Genomic DNA, 17668 nt, shown 5'->3' with positions numbered 1-17668 from the left:
TTTTTCGTCCCAACGTGTTGCGCGGACGCTAAAAAGTGTCGAATTTCTTTACACTAAATTCTTTTAAGAAAATAAGATTGTTTATAATCAATAGGTTGCTTTGCTGGCACAAGTATTGCTATATACAAATCATAGTTTCTTAAATTCAAAATATAGGGGTTTGCCATGAAAAAACTGATCACCACCGCTCTGCTGACCGCACTGTGCACCATCTCCGCTGCAGCACTGGCCACGCCAATCGCCATGACCGGCGCGTTTGCCTCGAGCGACATGGCGAACAACAACTACAGCGCCGTGTTCAGTGGCAAATCGTTTTTGCCAGCCGACTACACGGTCAACAGCCTGACGTACTCGTTTTCGTTCCGTGACGATGGGACGGACATGTTCACGACATCGGCGCCAGTCTCGACGGGCAGCAGCATGACGGGCTGGCTTCCGCACACGTCGGTCAGCTATGCACGCTATCTGACCAACTATGAAACGGTGCTGCGCACGGGCCAGCAGGAAAGCGCCACCCTGTCGATCGGCGGCGTCGCTCTGGGAACCGGCAGCACGGCATGGACCGAATCGAGCACGAAGAGCGCAAGTCCCCTCCTGGCCACGTACGAAGGCATCGGCTGCAACACCTACGCTTGCTATCATCTCTACACGAAGAGCTCGACCGAGACCACGACCATCACCCGGGACAGCACAGGTGCCTTCACCATCAGCGGCATCATCTCGAACCGGTCGATCATCGACGAACTGCTGCGCAGCGACCAGCTGACGCTGAACCTGAACGTCGTGGGCGACCTGGTGCTGACCAATTCCCAGCTGCTGCTGGACTACACGAAAGTCGTGGCCTCTGCCGAAGTGCCCGAGCCATCGAGCATCCTGCTGGCGCTCGCCGGCCTGGCCGGCCTGGGCGCAGTGCGTCGCCGCAGCAAGCGCGCGGCAACCTAAGACGTTTTCAGAAAGCGCGGCGCGGCCTCAGCGCCGCACGACGATCGGCTTCAGGCCCAAGGACGCCGGCAGCGCGTCCATCGCCTCGATCGCCTCGGCCCGCGTCGGATACGGTCCGCCGTACAGGCGATTGAATGCCCCCACCTTCACCACTTCAAGCGTGCCGACGTCGACGCCGGTGCGCGTGACCTGCTCGCTGATCGCCTCGGCCGTGCCGGTGCGGCCATACGCGCCGAGCTGGATGTAGTACTCGCCCGTGGTGGCGCGGGCGGCCGGTGCTGCTGGCGTGGCCGGCTCCACCAGGCGCACGACAGCGCCGCTGTCGGACTGCACCCGGTCTTCGAGCATCAGCGCGGCGATCTCGGGCGGCGCCGATTGCGCCTGTGACGTCGCTTCGCGCCGCGCGGCGGCAATCTGCGTCGGCGGGACGATCGGATCACCCGGGAACAGGCGCTCGATCTCGACCTCGTGGCTGCCCTTGCCGAGCAGGCCCAGTTTCAGCGCTGCCGTGTACGACACATCGATGATGCGCGTGGAGTGGAACGGGCCGCGATCGTTGATGCGCACGACCACCGACTGGCCGCTGTCCAGGCTGGTGACGCGCACATACGATGGAATCGGCAGCGTCGGGTGCGCGCCGGTCATCTTGTACATGTCGTAGAGCTCACCGGAGGCCGTGCGCTGGCCATGGAACTTCTTGCCATACCAGGTACTGATGCCGCGCTGGGTCCAGCGCTCATCGTTGCCCAGCGGCGTGTAGGTCTTGCCTAGCACCGTGTAGGGACGGCTGGTGAATTTGTTGAACGGCTCGGCCACGACGACCGCGTCGGGCGTCTCGAGCAGGCCGTCGGGCGGATTCTCGCCCGGGCCGTCGTCCTTGTAGTAGCCGCCCCGCCCCGAATTGGCGGCCGGCAGCTTGGGCGCGGGGCCATGCTTGGCGGTCGGCTTGTGCGGCCAAGGGAATGGCGACAAGCGTTTGTGTTCACCGGTACTGCTGCATGCCGTGACAAGAAAGGCAACCGCCACGACCGCCGGGATGTTTTTGCGAACGCCCATCGGCAGTCCTCCTGCTAGTTAAGTCTTCACCAGTTTACGGTGTCTTTGAATACTCATCAATATGCCGGCACCAAGGCCAAGTGTGATGAAGGCCGTACCGCCATAGCTCATGAAGGGCAACGGCACGCCGACCACGGGCAGGATGCCCGCCACCATGCCCATGTTGACAAAGGCATAGGTAAAGAAAATCATCGAGATCGATCCGGCCAGCAGGCGCCCGAAGGTATTGGCCGCGTTGGCCGCGATCATCAGGCCGCGCCCGATCAGCAGCAGGTACACGAACAGCAGGAACAGGTTGCCGATCAGGCCGAATTCTTCCGAATACACGGAGAACACGAAGTCGGTGGTCCGCTCGGGGACGAATTCGAGGTAACCCTGCGTGCCCTTCATATAGCCCTTGCCGCTCACGCCACCGGAACCGATCGCGATGATCGACTGGATGATGTGGAAACCCTTGCCCAACGGGTCGGAGGTCGGATCGATCAGCGTCATCACCCGCTCGCGCTGGTAGTCGTGCATCATCGACCAGCCCACCGGCAGGCCGGCCAGTCCCAGCACCGACACCGCGGCAATGGCCTTCCACGACAGGCCGGCCAGGAAGATCACGTACAGCCCCGACGACGCCACCAGCAGCGATGTGCCAAGGTCGGGCTGCTTCATGATGAATGCCACCGGGATCATCAGGAGCGCCCCGGCGGCCAGGTAATTCTTCCAGCCCGCGACCTGGGCCCGGGTCTGGAAGTACCAGGCCAGCATCAGGGGCACGCCGATCTTCATGATCTCGGACGGCTGGATATCGATGACGCCGATGTGCAGCCAGCGCCGCGCGCCCTTCTTGATCAGGCCAAACATGGCCACCGCCAGCAGCAGGGCCACGCCAATCGTATAGATCGGCACGGCCAGACGCATCAGCGTCTGCGGGGCGATGTTTGCGGCGATCCACATCACGGCAAACGACAGCAGGAAGTTGCGGATCTGGTGCTCGACCCGGTCCGGGAAGTCGGCGCCGGCCGACGACATGGTCACCATGCTGATCGTGACCAGGACCGCCAGGATCAGCGTGAGCGGCAGGTCGAACACCGTGAAATAGGGGCGCAGGCGGCGCCGCAGCGAGCGCCGTTCTGGAATATGGGCCATGGTTTACTCGGTTCGGGTGACGGCGGGAACGCTGGCCGTCTGGAGCGGTGCAGTCACGGGCACGGGCGCTGGCGCTGGTGCCGGCGCGGTTTTCCTGACCGTGACGGGGCGCTCGGTCTTCTTTGGTTCGGCCGGCGGCGCCGGGCGCTTGCCCAGGATGGCGTAATCGAGCACCTTGCGCGCGATCGGCGCGGCCACGGCCCCGCCGAAGCCGGCGTTTTCAACCACCATCGCCAGCGCGATGCGTGGCTGCTCGGCCGGTGCAAACACGGTAAACAGCGCATTGTCGCGGTGGCGTTCATCGATCGCGTTGGCATTGTATTTCTTGCCGCGCAAGCCGATCACCTGGGCGGTGCCGGTCTTGCCGCCGGCGGTGTACAGCGCGCCGGCGAAGGCTTTCTGGCCGGTGCCTTCGCGGATCACGCCCGCCATCGCATCCTTGATGAAGGCGATGTGCTCGGGCTTCATGGCCAGGCGCCGGGTTTCCTTCGGCACGGTCAGCGTGCGCTCGCGCGTGGCGCCGTCCTCGATCATCTTGACCAGGTGCGGCTTCATCACCACGCCATTGTTGGCCAGGATCGCGGTCGCATGCGCCAGCTGCAGCATCGTGTAGTTGTTGAAGCCCTGGCCGATCGAGACCGAAATGGTGTCGCCGCCCACCCACTTCTGGGCTGCAGGGTTGCGCTTGAAACGCTCGGCCTTCCACTCTTTGGATGGCAGCACGCCGGTCTTTTCGTAATCGAGGTCGATCCCGGTCGGCTGGCCAAAGCCGAATTCGCGCATGAACTTCGAGATGTTATCGATGCCCATCTCGTTGGACAGCTGGTAGTAATAGGTGTCGCACGAGTGCGCGATCGAGTGGTACATATTGACGATGCCGTGGCCCCCCGGCTTGTCATCGTTGAAGCGGTGCCCGCCCAGCATGAAGAAGCCGGGATCGCGGATCGCATCCTGCGGCCGGCGGAAGCCCAGCTCGAGCGCGGCCAGCGACATGAACGGCTTGAAGGTCGAACCGGGCGGATAGGTGCCCGACAGCGGCCGGTTCATCAACGGCTTGTCGAGCGAGGTATTGAGTTCGTTCCAGCTCTGGGTGTCGATGCCGTCGACGAACAGGTTCGGATCGAACCCGGGGCGCGACACATACGCCAGCACGTCGCCGGTGGCCGGCTCGATCGCCACCAGCGCGCCGCGCTGGTCGCCGAACGCTTCTTCGGCGATCTTCTGCAGTTCGATGTCGATCGACAGGATCAGGTTGCTGCCGGGCGTGGGCGCCGTGCGGCGCAGCGTGCGGATGGCGCGACCGCCGGCGGAACGCTCGACCTGCTCGTAGCCGGTCTGGCCGTGCAGCTGGCGCTCGTAGCGCTTCTCGACGCCTTCCTTGCCCATGTGGTCGGTGCCATTGTAGTTGGCGGCGTCGTCGCTTTCTTCGAGTGCGTCGGCTTCCTTCTGGTTGATGCGGCCGATATAGCCGATCACGTGCGAGGCCACCTCGCCCATCGGATACTGGCGAAACAGGCGCGCCTGCACTTCGACGCCGGGAAAGCGGAAACGCTGGGCCGTGAAGCGCGCCACTTCGTCATCGGTCAGGCGCGTGCGCAGCGGGACGCTGGCAAAGCTACGCGATTCTTCCAGCAAACGTTTGAAGCGGCGCCGGTCGCGCGGCTCGATCTGCACCAGCTTGGCCAGTTCGTCGATCACTGATTCCATGTTCGCCTGCAGTTTGGACGGCGTCAGTTCGAGCGTGTAGGCCGAATAGTTACGCGCCAGGACCACGCCATTGCGGTCGACGATCAGGCCGCGGTTGGGCACGATCGGCACCAGCGCGATGCGGTTGTCCTCGGCCTGGGCCGCGTACTGGTCGTGGTGCAGCACCTGCAGCCACACGACGCGTGCGACCAGCAGGCCAAAGCAGATGAAGACCAGCGCGATCAGCACCGTCAGGCGCATCCGGAACTGGTGGATCTCGCGATCGCTGTCTTTGAATTCGGTCATGCGCGTAGGGGTCGATTCAGGTCGATTCGGATCGTCAGATCGGACGGGTGTGGTCGCGGTCGACCGCGCGGCGCTGGGGCGCCAGCAGCAGCCAGGTGATCACGGGCCACAGGATCACTGCCACCACGCTTTCGATGAACTGCAGCAGGCCCGGGAAGCGGCCGGAGACGACGAAATGCACGATCAGCTGGATCGCCTGCGCCATCAGGAGCAACGGAAACACGTGCATCGCCTGGGTGAGCGTCGGGAACCACAGCACGCGGCGGTGGATCATGATGGCGAAGTACGACAGCAGCGTGTAGGCCAGCGCGTTCTCGCCCAAGAGGCTCGCGTCGTGCACGTCCATCAGGAGGCCCATGCAGAAAGCGACGCCGATGCCGACCTTGCGCGGCTGGTGGATGCCCCAGAAGACCAGCACCAGCGCGACGAAGTCGGGCGCACCGAGCCAGCGGCCCCATGGCATCAGGTTGAGCATGAAGGCGCACACCAGGCTGAACGTGATGAACAGCGGGCTGACGGGCAGCAGGATGTAATGCGGGCGGTTACCTGGCATGGTCGCTTATCGGGTTGGGGACGGTGCAGCCGGCGTAGGTGCAGCCGGCGTAGGTGCGGCCGGCGCAGGTGCGGCCGGCGTCGGTGCAGGCTGCGTCTGAACCGGCTGCGCCCGTGTGGCGGGCAGCGTGGCGGCGCGCGTCGTCGCAGGTGCGGTCGTTGTCGTTGTCGGTGCCGTAGCTGGTGCGGCGCCCGGCGTGGCCGGTGCAACCGGCGCCTGGATAACAGCAGGCGTGCCGGCTGCCGGCAACGGCGAAGCGGGCAACGGCGGCGTTGGCACCGGTGTCATCGCCGGCAGCTTGCGGCGGTTGCCGGCTGGCGGCGTTTCCTGCGGCGGGCGCGCCGGCAAGGCGTGGTTCGACATGATCACGAGTACCTGGCGGTTGCGGTCGATGCCGGCCAGCGGCAGGCCAACCACGCGGCCGAACGAGCCGGTCGCCTTTTCAACCTGCGTCACGCGCGCCACGGCCAGGCCGGCCGGGTACATGCCGTCCAGGCCCGACGTGACCAGCACGTCGCCGACCTGGATGTCGGCATCCTGGGCGACGAAGCGCAGATCGAGCTGGCCGGAATGACCGCGGCCGTACACGATGCTGCGCAAGCCGCTGCGCAGCACCTGCACGGGAATGGCCTGGTCCTTGTCGGTCAGCAGCGTGACTTCGGACGTGAACGGGAACACGCGCGTGACCTGGCCCACCACACCGGCATGGTCGATCACGGGCAGGCCCGGCGTGACGTCGTCGCGCGAGCCGCGGTTGATGACGATACGGCGCGTCGATGGATCGCGTGCGTCGTACAGGATTTCAGCCATCTGCGATTGCACGGGCAGTTGCTGCTTGCCGTCCATCAGGCGCCGCAGGTGGATGTTCTCGGCCATCTGGAACTGCGCCTGCTGCAGCAGGCGGGCCTGGGCCAGCTCCTGGTTCTTCAGCGCCTGGACCTGCTTTTGCAGCGTGGAGACCGACGAGAAGTACACGCCCATATTGCCGACCGCATCGCGTGGCAGCATGGCGGCCATCTGCATCGGGTACAGCACGGTGGCAGCGACCGTACGCACACCGGCAAGAAGCCCCATGCGGGCGTCGACCACCAGCAGAACGATCGCGATCAGCGCGAACACCGTCACCTTGACACGCGCGGGCGCGCCTTGTTTGAACAACGGCGGAGGACTATATTCCATGAGCTCTGGTGGTGGTAACGCGGGAGTTCATATCAAGACGGGCAGATGCGCGCAGCTTGTGACCGCACGCCCTGCCCGTCCTGGAAGACCACGTGCGGCTTATTCGTACGAGAAGATGGAACCGAGTTTGTCCATCCGTTCCAGCGCCATGCCCGAGCCGCGCACCACGCAGGTCAGCGGGTCTTCGGCCACCAGCACCGGCAGGCCGGTTTCTTCCATCAGCAGGCGATCCAGGTCGCGCAGCAGCGCGCCGCCGCCGGTGAGCATCATGCCCTTTTCGGCGATGTCGGCGCCCAGCTCCGGCGGGGCCTGTTCCAGCGCGTTCTTCACGGCCGAAACGATCTGGTTCAGCGGGTCGGTCAGCGCTTCGAGGATCTCGTTGCTCGAGATCGTAAACGAGCGAGGGATGCCTTCGGACAGGTTGCGGCCCTTGACTTCCATCTCCTTGACTTCCGAACCCGGGAACGCCGAGCCGATCGCTTTCTTGATCGCTTCGGCAGTCTGTTCGCCGATCAGCATGCCGTAGTTGCGGCGGATGTAGTTGACGATGGCTTCGTCGAACTTGTCGCCGCCCACGCGCACCGAACCTTTGTAGACCATGCCGCCCAGCGAGATGATGCCCACTTCGGTGGTGCCGCCGCCGATGTCGACGACCATCGAGCCTGTCGCTTCCGAGACCGGCAGGCCGGCGCCGATGGCCGCAGCCATTGGCTCTTCGATCAGATACACCTGCGACGCGCCGGCGCCAAGCGCCGATTCACGGATCGCGCGGCGCTCGACCTGGGTCGAACCGCACGGCACGCAGATGATGATGCGCGGCGAAGGACGGAAGAATTTGGACTCGTGCACCATGCGGATGAACTGCTTGAGCATCTGTTCGGTGACGGTGAAGTCGGCGATCACGCCATCCTTCATCGGGCGGATCGCCTCGATATTGCCAGGCACCTTGCCCAGCATCTGTTTGGCTTCCTTGCCGACCGCCTGGATTGTCTTCTTGCCATTTGGCCCGCCCTGCTGGCGGATCGCGACGACCGATGGCTCGTCCAGCACGATACCCAGACCGCGCACATAAATCAGCGTATTGGCGGTACCGAGGTCAATGGCGAGATCGTTCGAGAAATAGCTGCGTAAAAAACCAAACATGAGTGTCCTGATGCGCATCAATGTGCGCCTAAACATTGATCGGGGATTCTGTGCCGCACTTGCCAATCGAGGGCACCGCGGACTTTCATTGCGCGGCAGCCATAGCTTTCGGCACGACAACGCATTAGCCCGCCATTCTACCTTATAATTTGACGTTTACATGCCCAATACAGGTGGATTTCCCCACCGAATTGCAAGCGGTTTGCGTGATATTTGAAGGGTTTTACCAACTTTAAAATGCTTTTCGCTGACAACTTGCTAACATTCTTTATTTGCCTAATCACATTCTGCGTGGCCCTGGCCGCGCCATATTGCCATGCCCCTGACCCTATCTGACGTAAAACGCATTGCCAACCTGGCCCAGCTCGAGATGAACGACGCCGATGCCGAGATCGCGCTGGGTGAACTGAACGGCATTTTCGCGCTGGCCGAGCAGATGCAGGCGGTCGACACCACCGGCGTGGCGCCACTGGCCCAGCCGCTGTCAGCGATCCTCGCCCTGCCCCTGCGCCTGCGCGACGACGTGGTCACCGAAGAGAACCACCGCGACGATTACCAGGCGCCGGCCCCGAAAGCCCAGGACGGCCTGTATCTGGTGCCAAAGGTCATCGAGTAATCCTGACTGTTGAATCGCCCCCGAATCCGCTTTTAGAATCGACACGCACATGCATAACAAGACCCTCAAGGAGCTGTCCACGCTCCTGCACTCGAAGCAGATCTCGAGCACCGAACTGACGCGCCACTACCTCGGCCGCATCGACGCCAGCGGGCACAACGCCTTCCTGGACGTGGACCACGCGTTATCGCTCGCGCAGGCGGCCGACGCCGACGCGCGCCTCGCCGCCGGCACGGCCGGCCCGCTGACCGGCGTGCCGATCGCGCACAAGGATATCTTCGTCACGCGCGACTGGCGCACGACGGCCGGCTCGAAGATGCTCGAGGGCTACGTCAGCCCGTTCGATGCCACCGTGGTCGAGCGCTTCCGCAATGCCGGCATGGTCACGCTGGGCAAGGTCAACCTCGATGAATTCGCGATGGGCTCGGCCAATGAAAATTCGGCCTACGGCGCAGTGAAGAATCCATGGGATATGACGGCGGTGCCGGGCGGCTCGTCGGGCGGCTCGGCGGCAGCGATCGCTGCGCGCCTGGCGCCAGCGGCCACCGCCACCGACACCGGCGGCTCGATTCGCCAGCCGGCCGCATTCTGCGGCGTCACCGGCATCAAGCCGACGTATGGCCGCGTCTCGCGCTTCGGCATGATCGCGTTTGCCTCGTCGCTCGACCAGGGCGGCCCGATCGCCCAGAGCGCCGAGGATTGCGCGCTGCTGCTCAATGAAATGATCGGCTTCGACGAGCGTGATTCGACCAGCCTGACGGTCGAGCAGGGCAACGTCGCCGAAGACTACACACGCGCGCTGAACCAGCCGTTGACCGGGCTGCGCATCGGCGTGCCGGCCGAGTATTTCGGTGAAGGCCTGGCGGCCGACGTCGAAGGCGCCGTGCGCGCGGCGCTCGAACAGTTCGTGAAACTGGGCGCGACGCTGGTGGACATCTCGCTGCCGAAGACCGCGCTGTCGATCCCGACCTATTACATCATCGCACCGGCCGAAGCGTCGTCGAACCTGTCGCGCTTTGACGGTGTGCGCTACGGCCACCGCGCCAGCGAGTACAAGGATCTGCAGGACATGTACCGCAAAACCCGCGCCGAAGGCTTCGGCACGGAGGTCAAGCGCCGCATCCTGGTGGGCACCTATGTGCTGTGCCACGGCTACTACGACGCGTATTACGTGCAGGCGCAGAAGATCCGGCGCCTGATCGCCGACGATTTCCAGGCCGCGTTTGCCGACAAGTGCGACGTGATCATGGGCCCGGTCGCGCCGACCGTGGCGTGGGACCTGGGCGCCAAGTCGAACGACCCGGTGGCGAACTACCTGGCCGACATCTACACGCTCTCGACCAGCCTGGCGGGCCTGCCCGGCATGTCGATCCCGTGCGGTTTCGGCGCCGGCGAAAAGAACGGCAAGCGGCCGGTCGGCCTCCAAATCATCGGCAACTACTTCGCCGAAGCCAGGCTGCTGAACATCGCGCACCAGTACCAGCTCGCGACCGATTGGCATACGCGCACGCCGGACGGCGTTTGATTCGCGCCGACACAGAACAAAGAGAGAACACTATGCAATGGGAAGTCGTCATCGGTCTTGAGAACCACGTGCAGCTCACGACCCAATCGAAAATCTTCAGCGGCAGCGCGATCCGTTTCGGCGCCGAGCCGAACACGCAGGCCAGCCCGGTCGACCTGGCGCTGCCGGGCGTGCTGCCGGTGCTGAACCGCGGCGCCGTCGAACGCGCAATCCGTTTCGGCCTGGCGGTCGGCGGCACCATCGCGCCGGAGTCGGTCTTCGCGCGCAAGAACTACTTTTATCCCGACCTGCCGAAGGGTTACCAGATCAGCCAGTTCGCCGATCCGGTGGTCCAGGGCGGCACGCTGACCTTCGCCTACGAAAAAGACGGCAAGCTCGAAATGAAGACGGTCAACCTGACCCGCGCCCACCTCGAGGAAGACGCGGGCAAGTCGCTGCACGAAGACTATGCGGGCATGAGCGGGATCGACCTGAATCGCGCCGGCACGCCGCTGCTCGAGATCGTGTCCGAGCCCGAAATGCGCAGCGCCGCCGAAGCGGTGGCGTATGCCAAGGCGATGCACTCGCTGGTAATGTGGCTGGGCGTTTGCGACGGCAATATGCAGGAGGGTTCGTTCCGCTGCGACGTCAACGTCTCGGTGCGCCCGGTGGGCCAGCAGGAATTCGGCACGCGCTGCGAAATCAAGAACCTGAACTCGTTCCGCTTCATGGAAGAAGCGATCCACTACGAAGTGCGCCGCCAGATCGAGCTGATCGAAGACGGCGGCAAGGTGATCCAGGCCACCCGCCTGTGGGACCCGGACCGCAAAGAAACGCGCTCGATGCGCACGAAAGAAGACGCGCAGGATTATCGCTACTTCCCCGACCCTGACCTGCCGCCGCTGGCCATCGGCCAGGACTGGATCGACCGCGTCAAAGCGGAGATGCCGGAACTGCCAGGCGCCATGCGCGCCCGCTTCACCGGCGAATACGGCCTGCCGGAATACGACAGCCTGGTCCTGACCTCGTCACAGACGATGGCGACGTACTACGAAGCGGTGGTGGCGAACGCCGGGAAAGAAAACGCGAAGTCAGCGGCCAACTGGATGATGGGCGACGTGTCGTCGACACTGAACCGTGAAGGCGTCGAGCTGCAGGCGTCGCCCGTGAGCGCCGCGCAACTGGCGCTGCTGCTCAAGCGCATCGCCGACGGCACGATCTCGAACAAGGCCGCAAAGGAAGTCTTCGCCGCAATGTGGGACGCCAAATCGGATGACGAGGGATTGGCCGACACGGTCATCGACCAGAAAGGCCTGAAACAGATCTCGGATACGGGCGCACTGGAAGCGATCGTCGACGAAGTCCTGGCCGCCAACGCCAAGTCCGTCGAACAATACCGCGCTGGCAAAGAAGCAGCCATCAACGCACTGATCGGCCAGGCGATGAAAGCCTCCAAAGGCAAAGCCAACCCAGCGCAAGTGACCGAACTGCTGAAGAAAAAGCTGACCAGCTAACCGCCCCACCCCAATCAGGGTCAGCGTCGAATTATTGAGCAATTGCCCACAATTGCCAGCGATTCAACGCTGACCCTGATTCATTTTTACCCCCAGTAATTGCCCAGCCTAGCGACTCTGTCCCCACTTATCGGGCAACCGCGAGCAATTGCCCAACAATTCGACACTGACCCTATTTGTTTGGATAGCCCAAACTGTCCGCAAAGCAGGAAAACTGCCCCGATTCCTGTTCAAGTCATTAAATTGGCAAGTTATATTCCAAACTGAAAATAAATCGGTTCCTGCAAGCACATAAACAATGAGGGTCAGAGTCGATTTGTTTGACAACTCTAGAAAATTGCCCAATAAGTCGACTCTGACCCTAATTAATTTGCAAGACTTTCCGCCAATCTAAATTAGGGTCAGAGTCGAATTGTTTGACAACTTTGGGTAATTGCCCAACAAATCTACTCTGACCCTGATTGTTGGGTTATTGCTTTTGGGTGCCGTAGCGGGCGCGGTAGGCGGAGACGGCGTCTTTGTGTTGCGACAGGCGGGGGTCGGCGGTGTGGGTGTCGAGGTAGGTGAAGAGGTCGGCGAGGTTGGCGATCGAGATGACCGGAATGTTGAATTCGCGCGAGACTTCCTGGACGGCCGACAGTTCGGACAGTGCGTCATCCGTGCCCGAGCGTTCCATGCGGTCCAGTGCGATCAGCACGGCGGCTGGCTCGGCGCCGGCGGCGCGGATCATGGCGACCGATTCGCGCACCGAGGTGCCGGCGCTGATCACGTCGTCGATGATCACGACCTTGCCCTGCAGCTTGGCGCCGACGATGGTGCCGCCTTCGCCGTGGTCCTTCGCTTCCTTGCGGTTGTACGCGTACGACGTGTCGCGGCCTTTTGCGGCCAGGGCCACTGCCGTGGCGGAGGCCAGCGTGATGCCCTTGTAGGCCGGGCCGAACAGCATGTCGAATTCGACGCCCGAGTCGAGCAGCGTCTGCGCGTAGAACTGGGCCAGCTTGCCCAGCGTGGCGCCGTCGTGGAACAGGCCGGCGTTGAAGAAGTAGGGCGACAGGCGCCCGGCCTTGGTCGTGAATTGGCCGAACTTCAATACTTCGGCCTCGACCGAAAACCCGATGAATTGCTGGCGCAGATCAGTCATGTACTTCTCCCTGAATGTCGAAAGCGGCTATTTTAATCGCTCACGGCCTCGCCGGCGACGACCCGTAGCGCTTCGGCCCCGCTGATCGGCTTGACCATGTGCGCCGCGAAGCCGCTGGCCTGGCTGCGCGCGCGGTCCGTGGCCTGGCCGTACCCGGTCAGCGCAACCAGCCGGCACAGGCGCCCCGCCGGCAGCGCGTGGATGCGCGCAGCGAGCTGGTAGCCGTCGAGCACCGGCAGGCCGATGTCGAGCAGCGCGACGTCGGGCCGGAAGCGTTCAATCGCCGCCAGCGCCGCCTCCGGATCGTGATACACCTCGACCGTGTGCCCGTGCGCCGTCAGCAGGCGCGCCAGCGTGTTGGCACCGTCGGCATTGTCGTCCACGACCAGCACCCGCTGCGGCGCGCTGTCGATGGCCGGCGCGGCCGCGATGGCCACCGGCGCAGCCAGTCCTGCCACGTCGCGCAGCGGCAGGCGCACCACGAACTGGCTGCCCAGGCCCCGCCCTTCACTACGCGCTTCGACCGTGCCGCCATGCAGTTCGACGATGTTCCTGACCAGCGCCAGCCCGATCCCGAGCCCGCCCTCGGCGCGGTCGATGCTGCGTTTGCCCTGGAAGAACAGCTCAAACACCTGCTCGCGCATCGCCGGCGCCAGGCCGATACCCGTGTCGCGCACGCTGATCTCGACCACGTCCGCGCCGTCGCGCCGCGCGCGCAGCCAGATCCGGCCGCCCGGTTCGGTGTAGCGCGCGGCATTGGTCAAGAGATTCGACACCACCTGCACCAGCCGCGCCGGATCACCTTCCCACACCAAGCCCGGTTCGACATCGACCTCGAGATGGTGACCGCGCTGCTCCACCAGCAGGCTCGCCATCTCGAGCGCGCGGCCCGTCACCTGCGCCATCTCGACCTGCTCGAACTTCAGTTCGATCTTGCCGCGCGTGACGCGCGAGACATCGAGCAGGTCGTCCACCAGCCGCACCAGATGGTCGACCTGGCGCTGGATGATCTCGCCCTCGCGGCCGTAGGCGCCGTCGCCGCGCATGCGCATCAGTTGCAGCGCCGTGACGATCGGCGACAGCGGATTGCGCAGCTCGTGGCCCAGCATCGCCAGGAATTCATCCTTGGCCTGGCTGGCCGCGCCCAGGTCGACCAGCAGCTGTTCGCGCTCGCGGGCGGCGTGCTCGATCGCGAGGCGGTTGCGCACATGCTCGGTCACGTCGACCGCCACCACGATCACGCCTTCCGGCCGGCCGTCCAGGTCCAGCAGCGGCTCCAGGCTGAACTTGAAGAAGCGCTCGACCGGCTGCCCCTCTGCATCCGGGCGCGTGACTGACAGCTCTTCCGCCTGGTACGACACGCCGCTGGCGTAGACGCGGGCGACTGCCTCCGCGACACCGGCCCCGCCCAGATGCGGAAACGCTTCGTCGAAAGTCTGGCCCAGCATGCCGCTGGTATCGATCAGATCGCGGTAGCGGTTATTCACCAGCCGGAAGCGCAGCTCGGGTCCCATCAACAGCGCGGCCGCGACCGGCGCGGCCATCAGCATGGCGTCGCGCTGCGCCAGCGCCTGGTCGCGCTCGTGGCGCTCGGACGCGTCGCGCGTGAAGCAGCGCGTGTAGCGCAGCTGGCCATCGACGAAATGCCCGTTCGAGTGGATCAGCACATGCCTGATCGAGCCATCCTTGCAGCGCAGGCGCGCCGGCTGGTCATACAGTGCCTCACCCGCCAGCAGCGTGCGCAGGATGAAATCGATCGTGGCCGGGTCTTCGTGAAAGTCGGCGATATGCCGCCCGACGTAGTCGTCCCAGCCATAGCCGAGCATCTGCAATTCGGCGCGGTTGGCCCACAGGATGGTGCCGTCGGGGCCGACGCGGTGCAGCCCTTCTACCGCGTTCTCCACGAAATCGTACAGTTCGGCGGCCGTGGCGTCATCGTGCTGGCGCACGGGCATAGCGACGACGTCCGCAGGAAGCGGTTTGTCAGTGTTCATGGTGTCGGGAAGAAAAAATGCGGCGTGCCATCGACGCGCGGGGGACCGAGAGTGTACCAGATCGTTGCCATCTATCACGAGCAGTCCCCATAAAGCAACAGCCCCGAGGAATGACGGGCAGCATCAAAACACGCTACACTTGCCGGCTATCGACGCGCCTTCCGGTGCACGCTGCCCTCTTTCACCTGCCTGAACATCTTCATGCCACGAATCATCTCCGCAAACCTCAACGGTATCCGCTCCGCCCACAAGAAGGGCTTCTTCGACTGGCTGGCCACGCAGGACGCCGACTACATCTGCGTCCAGGAACTCAAGGCCCAGGAAGCCGACATGACCGAAGACTTCCTGCGCCCGCACGGCTACCACGGGCGGTTCCACTACGCCGAGAAAAAGGGCTACTCGGGCACCGGCGTCTACAGCCGCACAGAGCCTGACCAGCACCGCATCGGTTTCGGCTGCCTCGAATTCGATGCCGAAGGCCGCTACACGCGCTGCGACTTCGGCAACCTGACCGTCATCTCGGTCTACTGCCCGTCCGGCTCCTCGTCGCCCGAGCGTCAGCTGGCCAAGTTCCGCTTCATGGAAGTCTTCCTGCCGCATCTGCAGGAACTGCAGGCCGAGGGCCGCGAAGTCGTCATCTGCGGCGACTGGAACATCGCGCACAAGGAGATCGACCTGAAGAACTGGAAGGGCAACCTGAAGAATTCAGGCTTCCTGCCCGAAGAACGCGCGTGGATGACGCGCATCTTCGACGAGCTGGGGATGGTCGACGTGCACCGCGGCCTGGATGCGCGCCCTGATCAGTACACGTGGTGGAGCAACCGCGGCCAAGCCTATGCGAAGAACGTCGGCTGGCGCATCGATTATCACGTCGCCACGCCCGGCATCGCTGCGCGCGCCAAAACCGTCTCGGTTTACAAGGACGTGAAGTTCTCGGACCACGCCCCGCTCATCATCGACTACGACCTGTAATCACGCCGGCCAATCCAGATCGAAGCGGCTGGCGAAGCTGCGTGGCTGGCGCGTGAGCGGATCGTCAAACGCGATGGCGCGCGCCAGCAACTGCAGGGGCGCGCTGAAATCGTCGCTGCCGCAGGGCCGCGCCACCGGATAAAAGCTGTCGCCGACAATCGGCGCGCCGAGCGACGCCAGGTGCAGGCGCAGCTGATGTTTGCGCCCCGTGTGCGGATGCAGCCGGTAGCGCGCGAGCTGCCCGCGCTGCTCGATCAATTCGATCAGGGTTTCCGAATTGGGTTCGCCCGCCACTTCTTCGCTGAGGAAAAACTGCGCCGCATCCTGCATGCGGCTGCGGTACGTGAACGGCAAGCTGCGCCCCTGCAGCAGCGGCGCGATCGCTTCATAGGTCTTCGTCACCACGCGCTTCTGGAACATCGACTGGTAAGCGCCGCGCGACGCGGGATTGTGCGAAAAGATCACCACGCCCGCCGTCTCGCGATCGAGCCGGTGAATCGGCACCAGGTGCGGCAAGTCATAGGTGCGCTTCAGGCGCACAAGCAACGTCTCTCTCAGAAAGCGCCCGCTCGGAATCGTTGGTAAAAAATGGGGCTTGTCGGCGACCAAGATGTGGTCATCCTGGAACAGCACCGCCTCCTGGAACGGGATCGGCACCTCGGGCACGTCCAGCTCGCGGTAGTACCAGATGCGCATGCCCTGGCGCACCGGCGTATCGAACGCCACCCGCGCGCCCTTGGCATCAACGACCTCACCGCGTTCCAGCCGCGCCGCCCAGGATTGCATCGGCACGTCGGGAAAGCGCTCGCATAAAAAGCGCAGCATGCCGCCGGCGCGCGTCTCGGTCAGCCATAGATAGCTGGGCGCGACACCGTCGCGCAGGGGCAGCGGGACGACCGCATTGGCTTCGGCCTGACGGCCCCTGGCGCTACTGCCCATCAGCGCCTCAATTCAGCGCAGTGCTCTTGTAGGCCGGCAGCTTGGCGACCGTCGTCTTCTTGGCGCGCGCGTACAGCGGCAGCAGCACGTTCATGTGCGCTTCCATGTCCTTGATGCGGGTGTCGCCGCCCGGGTGGGTCGACAGGATTTCCATCGGCGCGCTCTGGTTCAGCGTTGCCATCTTGCGCCACAGGACGATGCCGGCGCGCGGATCGTAACCGGCGCGCGACGAGATATCCAGGCCCACCAGGTCGGCCTCGCGCTCTTCGTCGCGCGAGAATTTCAGCACCAGCATGCTGCCCAGGCCATTGGCCGCGGTGGCAGTGAGGTTGGGATCGACGCCGAAAATGCCCGACAACAGCGCGCCGCCGACACGCGCGCCCAGCGCGGTGACGTTGGACTTGGCCAGGCGCTCGCGCCCGTGTTCACGCAGTGCGTGCGCGATCTCGTGGCCCATGATGGCTGCAGCTTCGTCGTCGGTCAGCTGCAGCTTGGTGAGGATGCCGGTGTAGAAGCCAATGCGGCCACCCGGCATGCAGAACGCGTTGACCTCATCGGCCTGGATCAGGTTGACCTGCCAGTCCCACTTGCTGGCCACCGGATTCCAGCGCGGCGTGAACGGGATGATGCGCTGCGCGATCGTGCGCAGGCGCTTGAGCTGCGGGTCGGTGGCCGGCGCCAGCAAGCCTTTCTGCTTGGCCTCGCTCATCATCTCGGTGTATTGCAGGCGCGCCGCCTCGTTCACCTGTTCTTCGGGCGCCAGCACGCGCATGCGCGACAGTGGCTTGACCTCGATGCCATCCTGGACGACGACGCCGGCCTCTTGCGCGGTGGCCAGGCCGGTCGCGGCGAACAGGGTCAGACAAACGGCGAGTTGTTTCAGTTTCATCATGGCTCCGGCAGGCTGTTGTTGGCAGCCGGCCTCGTAAAATTGGTTATAAATGGGCAGCAGCCCGCGCAGAATCGACGTGATCATGCCGTATGTA

Annotated in this window: 15 protein-coding genes; 5 read left to right on the top strand and 10 right to left on the bottom strand. The window is 64.0% G+C overall.

Features of this window, described 5'->3' with window-relative positions; all coding sequences use genetic code 11:
• The first annotated feature begins 165 nt into the window (after positions 1-165).
• Complete coding sequence (locus tag AC56LN_RS13870) at positions 166-942, top strand: PEP-CTERM sorting domain-containing protein (RefSeq protein ID WP_499572539.1); 777 nt, start codon at positions 166-168, stop codon at positions 940-942.
• Between the two features lie 27 nt (positions 943-969).
• On the opposite strand, the gene AC56LN_RS13865 is transcribed toward AC56LN_RS13870, so the two are convergent.
• The 6 genes from AC56LN_RS13865 to AC56LN_RS13840 form a co-directional block, all read right to left on the bottom strand.
• Positions 970-1998: a septal ring lytic transglycosylase RlpA family protein gene (locus AC56LN_RS13865; protein ID WP_499572537.1), complete on the bottom strand. Its 1029-nt coding sequence runs from the start codon at positions 1996-1998 to the stop codon at positions 970-972.
• An 18-nt stretch (positions 1999-2016) separates the two neighbouring features.
• Entirely contained in the window at positions 2017-3135 is a 1119-nt protein-coding gene (gene rodA, locus AC56LN_RS13860) for a rod shape-determining protein RodA (RefSeq protein WP_482897300.1), read from the bottom strand.
• Between the two features lie 3 nt (positions 3136-3138).
• A complete protein-coding gene (gene mrdA / locus AC56LN_RS13855) occupies positions 3139-5127 on the bottom strand; it encodes a penicillin-binding protein 2 (RefSeq protein ID WP_499572535.1) in 1989 nt (662 codons plus the stop codon).
• 34 nt (positions 5128-5161) lie between these two features.
• Positions 5162-5680 carry a rod shape-determining protein MreD gene (gene mreD / locus AC56LN_RS13850; protein WP_343024960.1) on the bottom strand — a complete coding sequence of 173 codons (519 nt, stop codon included), beginning with the start codon at positions 5678-5680 and terminating at the stop codon, positions 5162-5164.
• Positions 5681-5686: 6 nt separating this feature from the next.
• The gene (gene mreC, locus AC56LN_RS13845) at positions 5687-6859 is read right to left on the bottom strand and encodes a rod shape-determining protein MreC (RefSeq protein ID WP_499572533.1); all 1173 of its coding nucleotides are present in this window, start codon (positions 6857-6859) and stop codon (positions 5687-5689) included.
• 99 nt (positions 6860-6958) lie between these two features.
• The gene (locus AC56LN_RS13840; protein ID WP_183556678.1) at positions 6959-8002 is read right to left on the bottom strand and encodes a rod shape-determining protein; all 1044 of its coding nucleotides are present in this window, start codon (positions 8000-8002) and stop codon (positions 6959-6961) included.
• A gap of 316 nt (positions 8003-8318) precedes the next feature.
• Here AC56LN_RS13840 and gatC point away from each other — a divergent pair, with 316 nt between their 5' ends.
• The 3 genes from gatC to gatB are packed head-to-tail and all read left to right on the top strand — an operon-like array spanning position 8319 to position 11636.
• Positions 8319-8618 (top strand): Asp-tRNA(Asn)/Glu-tRNA(Gln) amidotransferase subunit GatC, encoded by a 300-nt coding sequence (gene gatC / locus AC56LN_RS13835; protein ID WP_499572531.1) that lies wholly within the window; start codon positions 8319-8321, stop codon positions 8616-8618.
• 49 nt (positions 8619-8667) lie between these two features.
• On the top strand, positions 8668-10143 hold the full coding sequence (gene gatA / locus AC56LN_RS13830) for an Asp-tRNA(Asn)/Glu-tRNA(Gln) amidotransferase subunit GatA (protein ID WP_499572529.1): 1476 nt from the start codon (positions 8668-8670) through the stop codon (positions 10141-10143).
• Between the two features lie 32 nt (positions 10144-10175).
• A complete protein-coding gene (gene gatB, locus AC56LN_RS13825) occupies positions 10176-11636 on the top strand; it encodes an Asp-tRNA(Asn)/Glu-tRNA(Gln) amidotransferase subunit GatB (protein WP_499572527.1) in 1461 nt (486 codons plus the stop codon).
• A gap of 469 nt (positions 11637-12105) precedes the next feature.
• On the opposite strand, the gene pyrE is transcribed toward gatB, so the two are convergent.
• Together pyrE and AC56LN_RS13815 are read right to left on the bottom strand one after the other, a co-directional pair.
• On the bottom strand, positions 12106-12777 hold the full coding sequence (pyrE, locus tag AC56LN_RS13820; protein WP_499572525.1) for an orotate phosphoribosyltransferase: 672 nt from the start codon (positions 12775-12777) through the stop codon (positions 12106-12108).
• 32 nt (positions 12778-12809) lie between these two features.
• Entirely contained in the window at positions 12810-14771 is a 1962-nt protein-coding gene (locus AC56LN_RS13815; protein ID WP_499572523.1) for a hybrid sensor histidine kinase/response regulator, read from the bottom strand.
• Positions 14772-14972: 201 nt separating this feature from the next.
• On the opposite strand from AC56LN_RS13815, the gene AC56LN_RS13810 reads away from it, so the two are divergent.
• Positions 14973-15743, top strand: a complete 771-nt coding sequence (locus AC56LN_RS13810; RefSeq protein ID WP_183556665.1) for an exodeoxyribonuclease III — start codon at positions 14973-14975, stop codon at positions 15741-15743.
• Here AC56LN_RS13810 and AC56LN_RS13805 read toward each other — a convergent pair whose 3' ends face one another.
• Complete coding sequence (locus AC56LN_RS13805) at positions 15744-16682, bottom strand: pseudouridine synthase (RefSeq protein ID WP_499572521.1); 939 nt, start codon at positions 16680-16682, stop codon at positions 15744-15746.
• Positions 16683-16689: 7 nt separating this feature from the next.
• Positions 16690-17574, bottom strand: coding sequence for a M48 family metallopeptidase (locus AC56LN_RS13800; protein ID WP_482897291.1), 885 nt, complete (start codon positions 17572-17574; stop codon positions 16690-16692).
• Positions 17575-17668: the final 94 nt, after the last annotated feature.

It is taken from the genome of Telluria sp. ZT3P26, assembly GCF_059686035.1.
Note: the sequence above shows the minus strand (reverse complement) of the source record. Positions and strands in the feature narration are given on the sequence as shown.

Bases quoted from the DNA above. Each gene is read 5' to 3' on its own strand.
- mrdA (WP_499572535.1), bottom strand. From the start codon at position 5,127: ATGACCGAATTCAAAGACAGCGATCGCGAGATCCACCAGTTCCGGATG.
- pyrE (WP_499572525.1), bottom strand. From the start codon at position 12,777: ATGACTGATCTGCGCCAGCAATTCATCGGGTTTTCGGTCGAGGCCGAA.
- gatB (WP_499572527.1), top strand. From the start codon at position 10,176: ATGCAATGGGAAGTCGTCATCGGTCTTGAGAACCACGTGCAGCTCACG.
- AC56LN_RS13805 (WP_499572521.1), bottom strand. From the start codon at position 16,682: ATGGGCAGTAGCGCCAGGGGCCGTCAGGCCGAAGCCAATGCGGTCGTC.
- mreD (WP_343024960.1), bottom strand. From the start codon at position 5,680: ATGCCAGGTAACCGCCCGCATTACATCCTGCTGCCCGTCAGCCCGCTG.
- AC56LN_RS13870 (WP_499572539.1), top strand. From the start codon at position 166: ATGAAAAAACTGATCACCACCGCTCTGCTGACCGCACTGTGCACCATC.
- AC56LN_RS13865 (WP_499572537.1), bottom strand. From the start codon at position 1,998: ATGGGCGTTCGCAAAAACATCCCGGCGGTCGTGGCGGTTGCCTTTCTT.
- gatC (WP_499572531.1), top strand. From the start codon at position 8,319: ATGCCCCTGACCCTATCTGACGTAAAACGCATTGCCAACCTGGCCCAG.
- AC56LN_RS13810 (WP_183556665.1), top strand. From the start codon at position 14,973: ATGCCACGAATCATCTCCGCAAACCTCAACGGTATCCGCTCCGCCCAC.
- gatA (WP_499572529.1), top strand. From the start codon at position 8,668: ATGCATAACAAGACCCTCAAGGAGCTGTCCACGCTCCTGCACTCGAAG.
- AC56LN_RS13815 (WP_499572523.1), bottom strand. From the start codon at position 14,771: ATGAACACTGACAAACCGCTTCCTGCGGACGTCGTCGCTATGCCCGTG.
- rodA (WP_482897300.1), bottom strand. From the start codon at position 3,135: ATGGCCCATATTCCAGAACGGCGCTCGCTGCGGCGCCGCCTGCGCCCC.
- mreC (WP_499572533.1), bottom strand. From the start codon at position 6,859: ATGGAATATAGTCCTCCGCCGTTGTTCAAACAAGGCGCGCCCGCGCGT.
- AC56LN_RS13800 (WP_482897291.1), bottom strand. From the start codon at position 17,574: ATGATGAAACTGAAACAACTCGCCGTTTGTCTGACCCTGTTCGCCGCG.
- AC56LN_RS13840 (WP_183556678.1), bottom strand. From the start codon at position 8,002: ATGTTTGGTTTTTTACGCAGCTATTTCTCGAACGATCTCGCCATTGAC.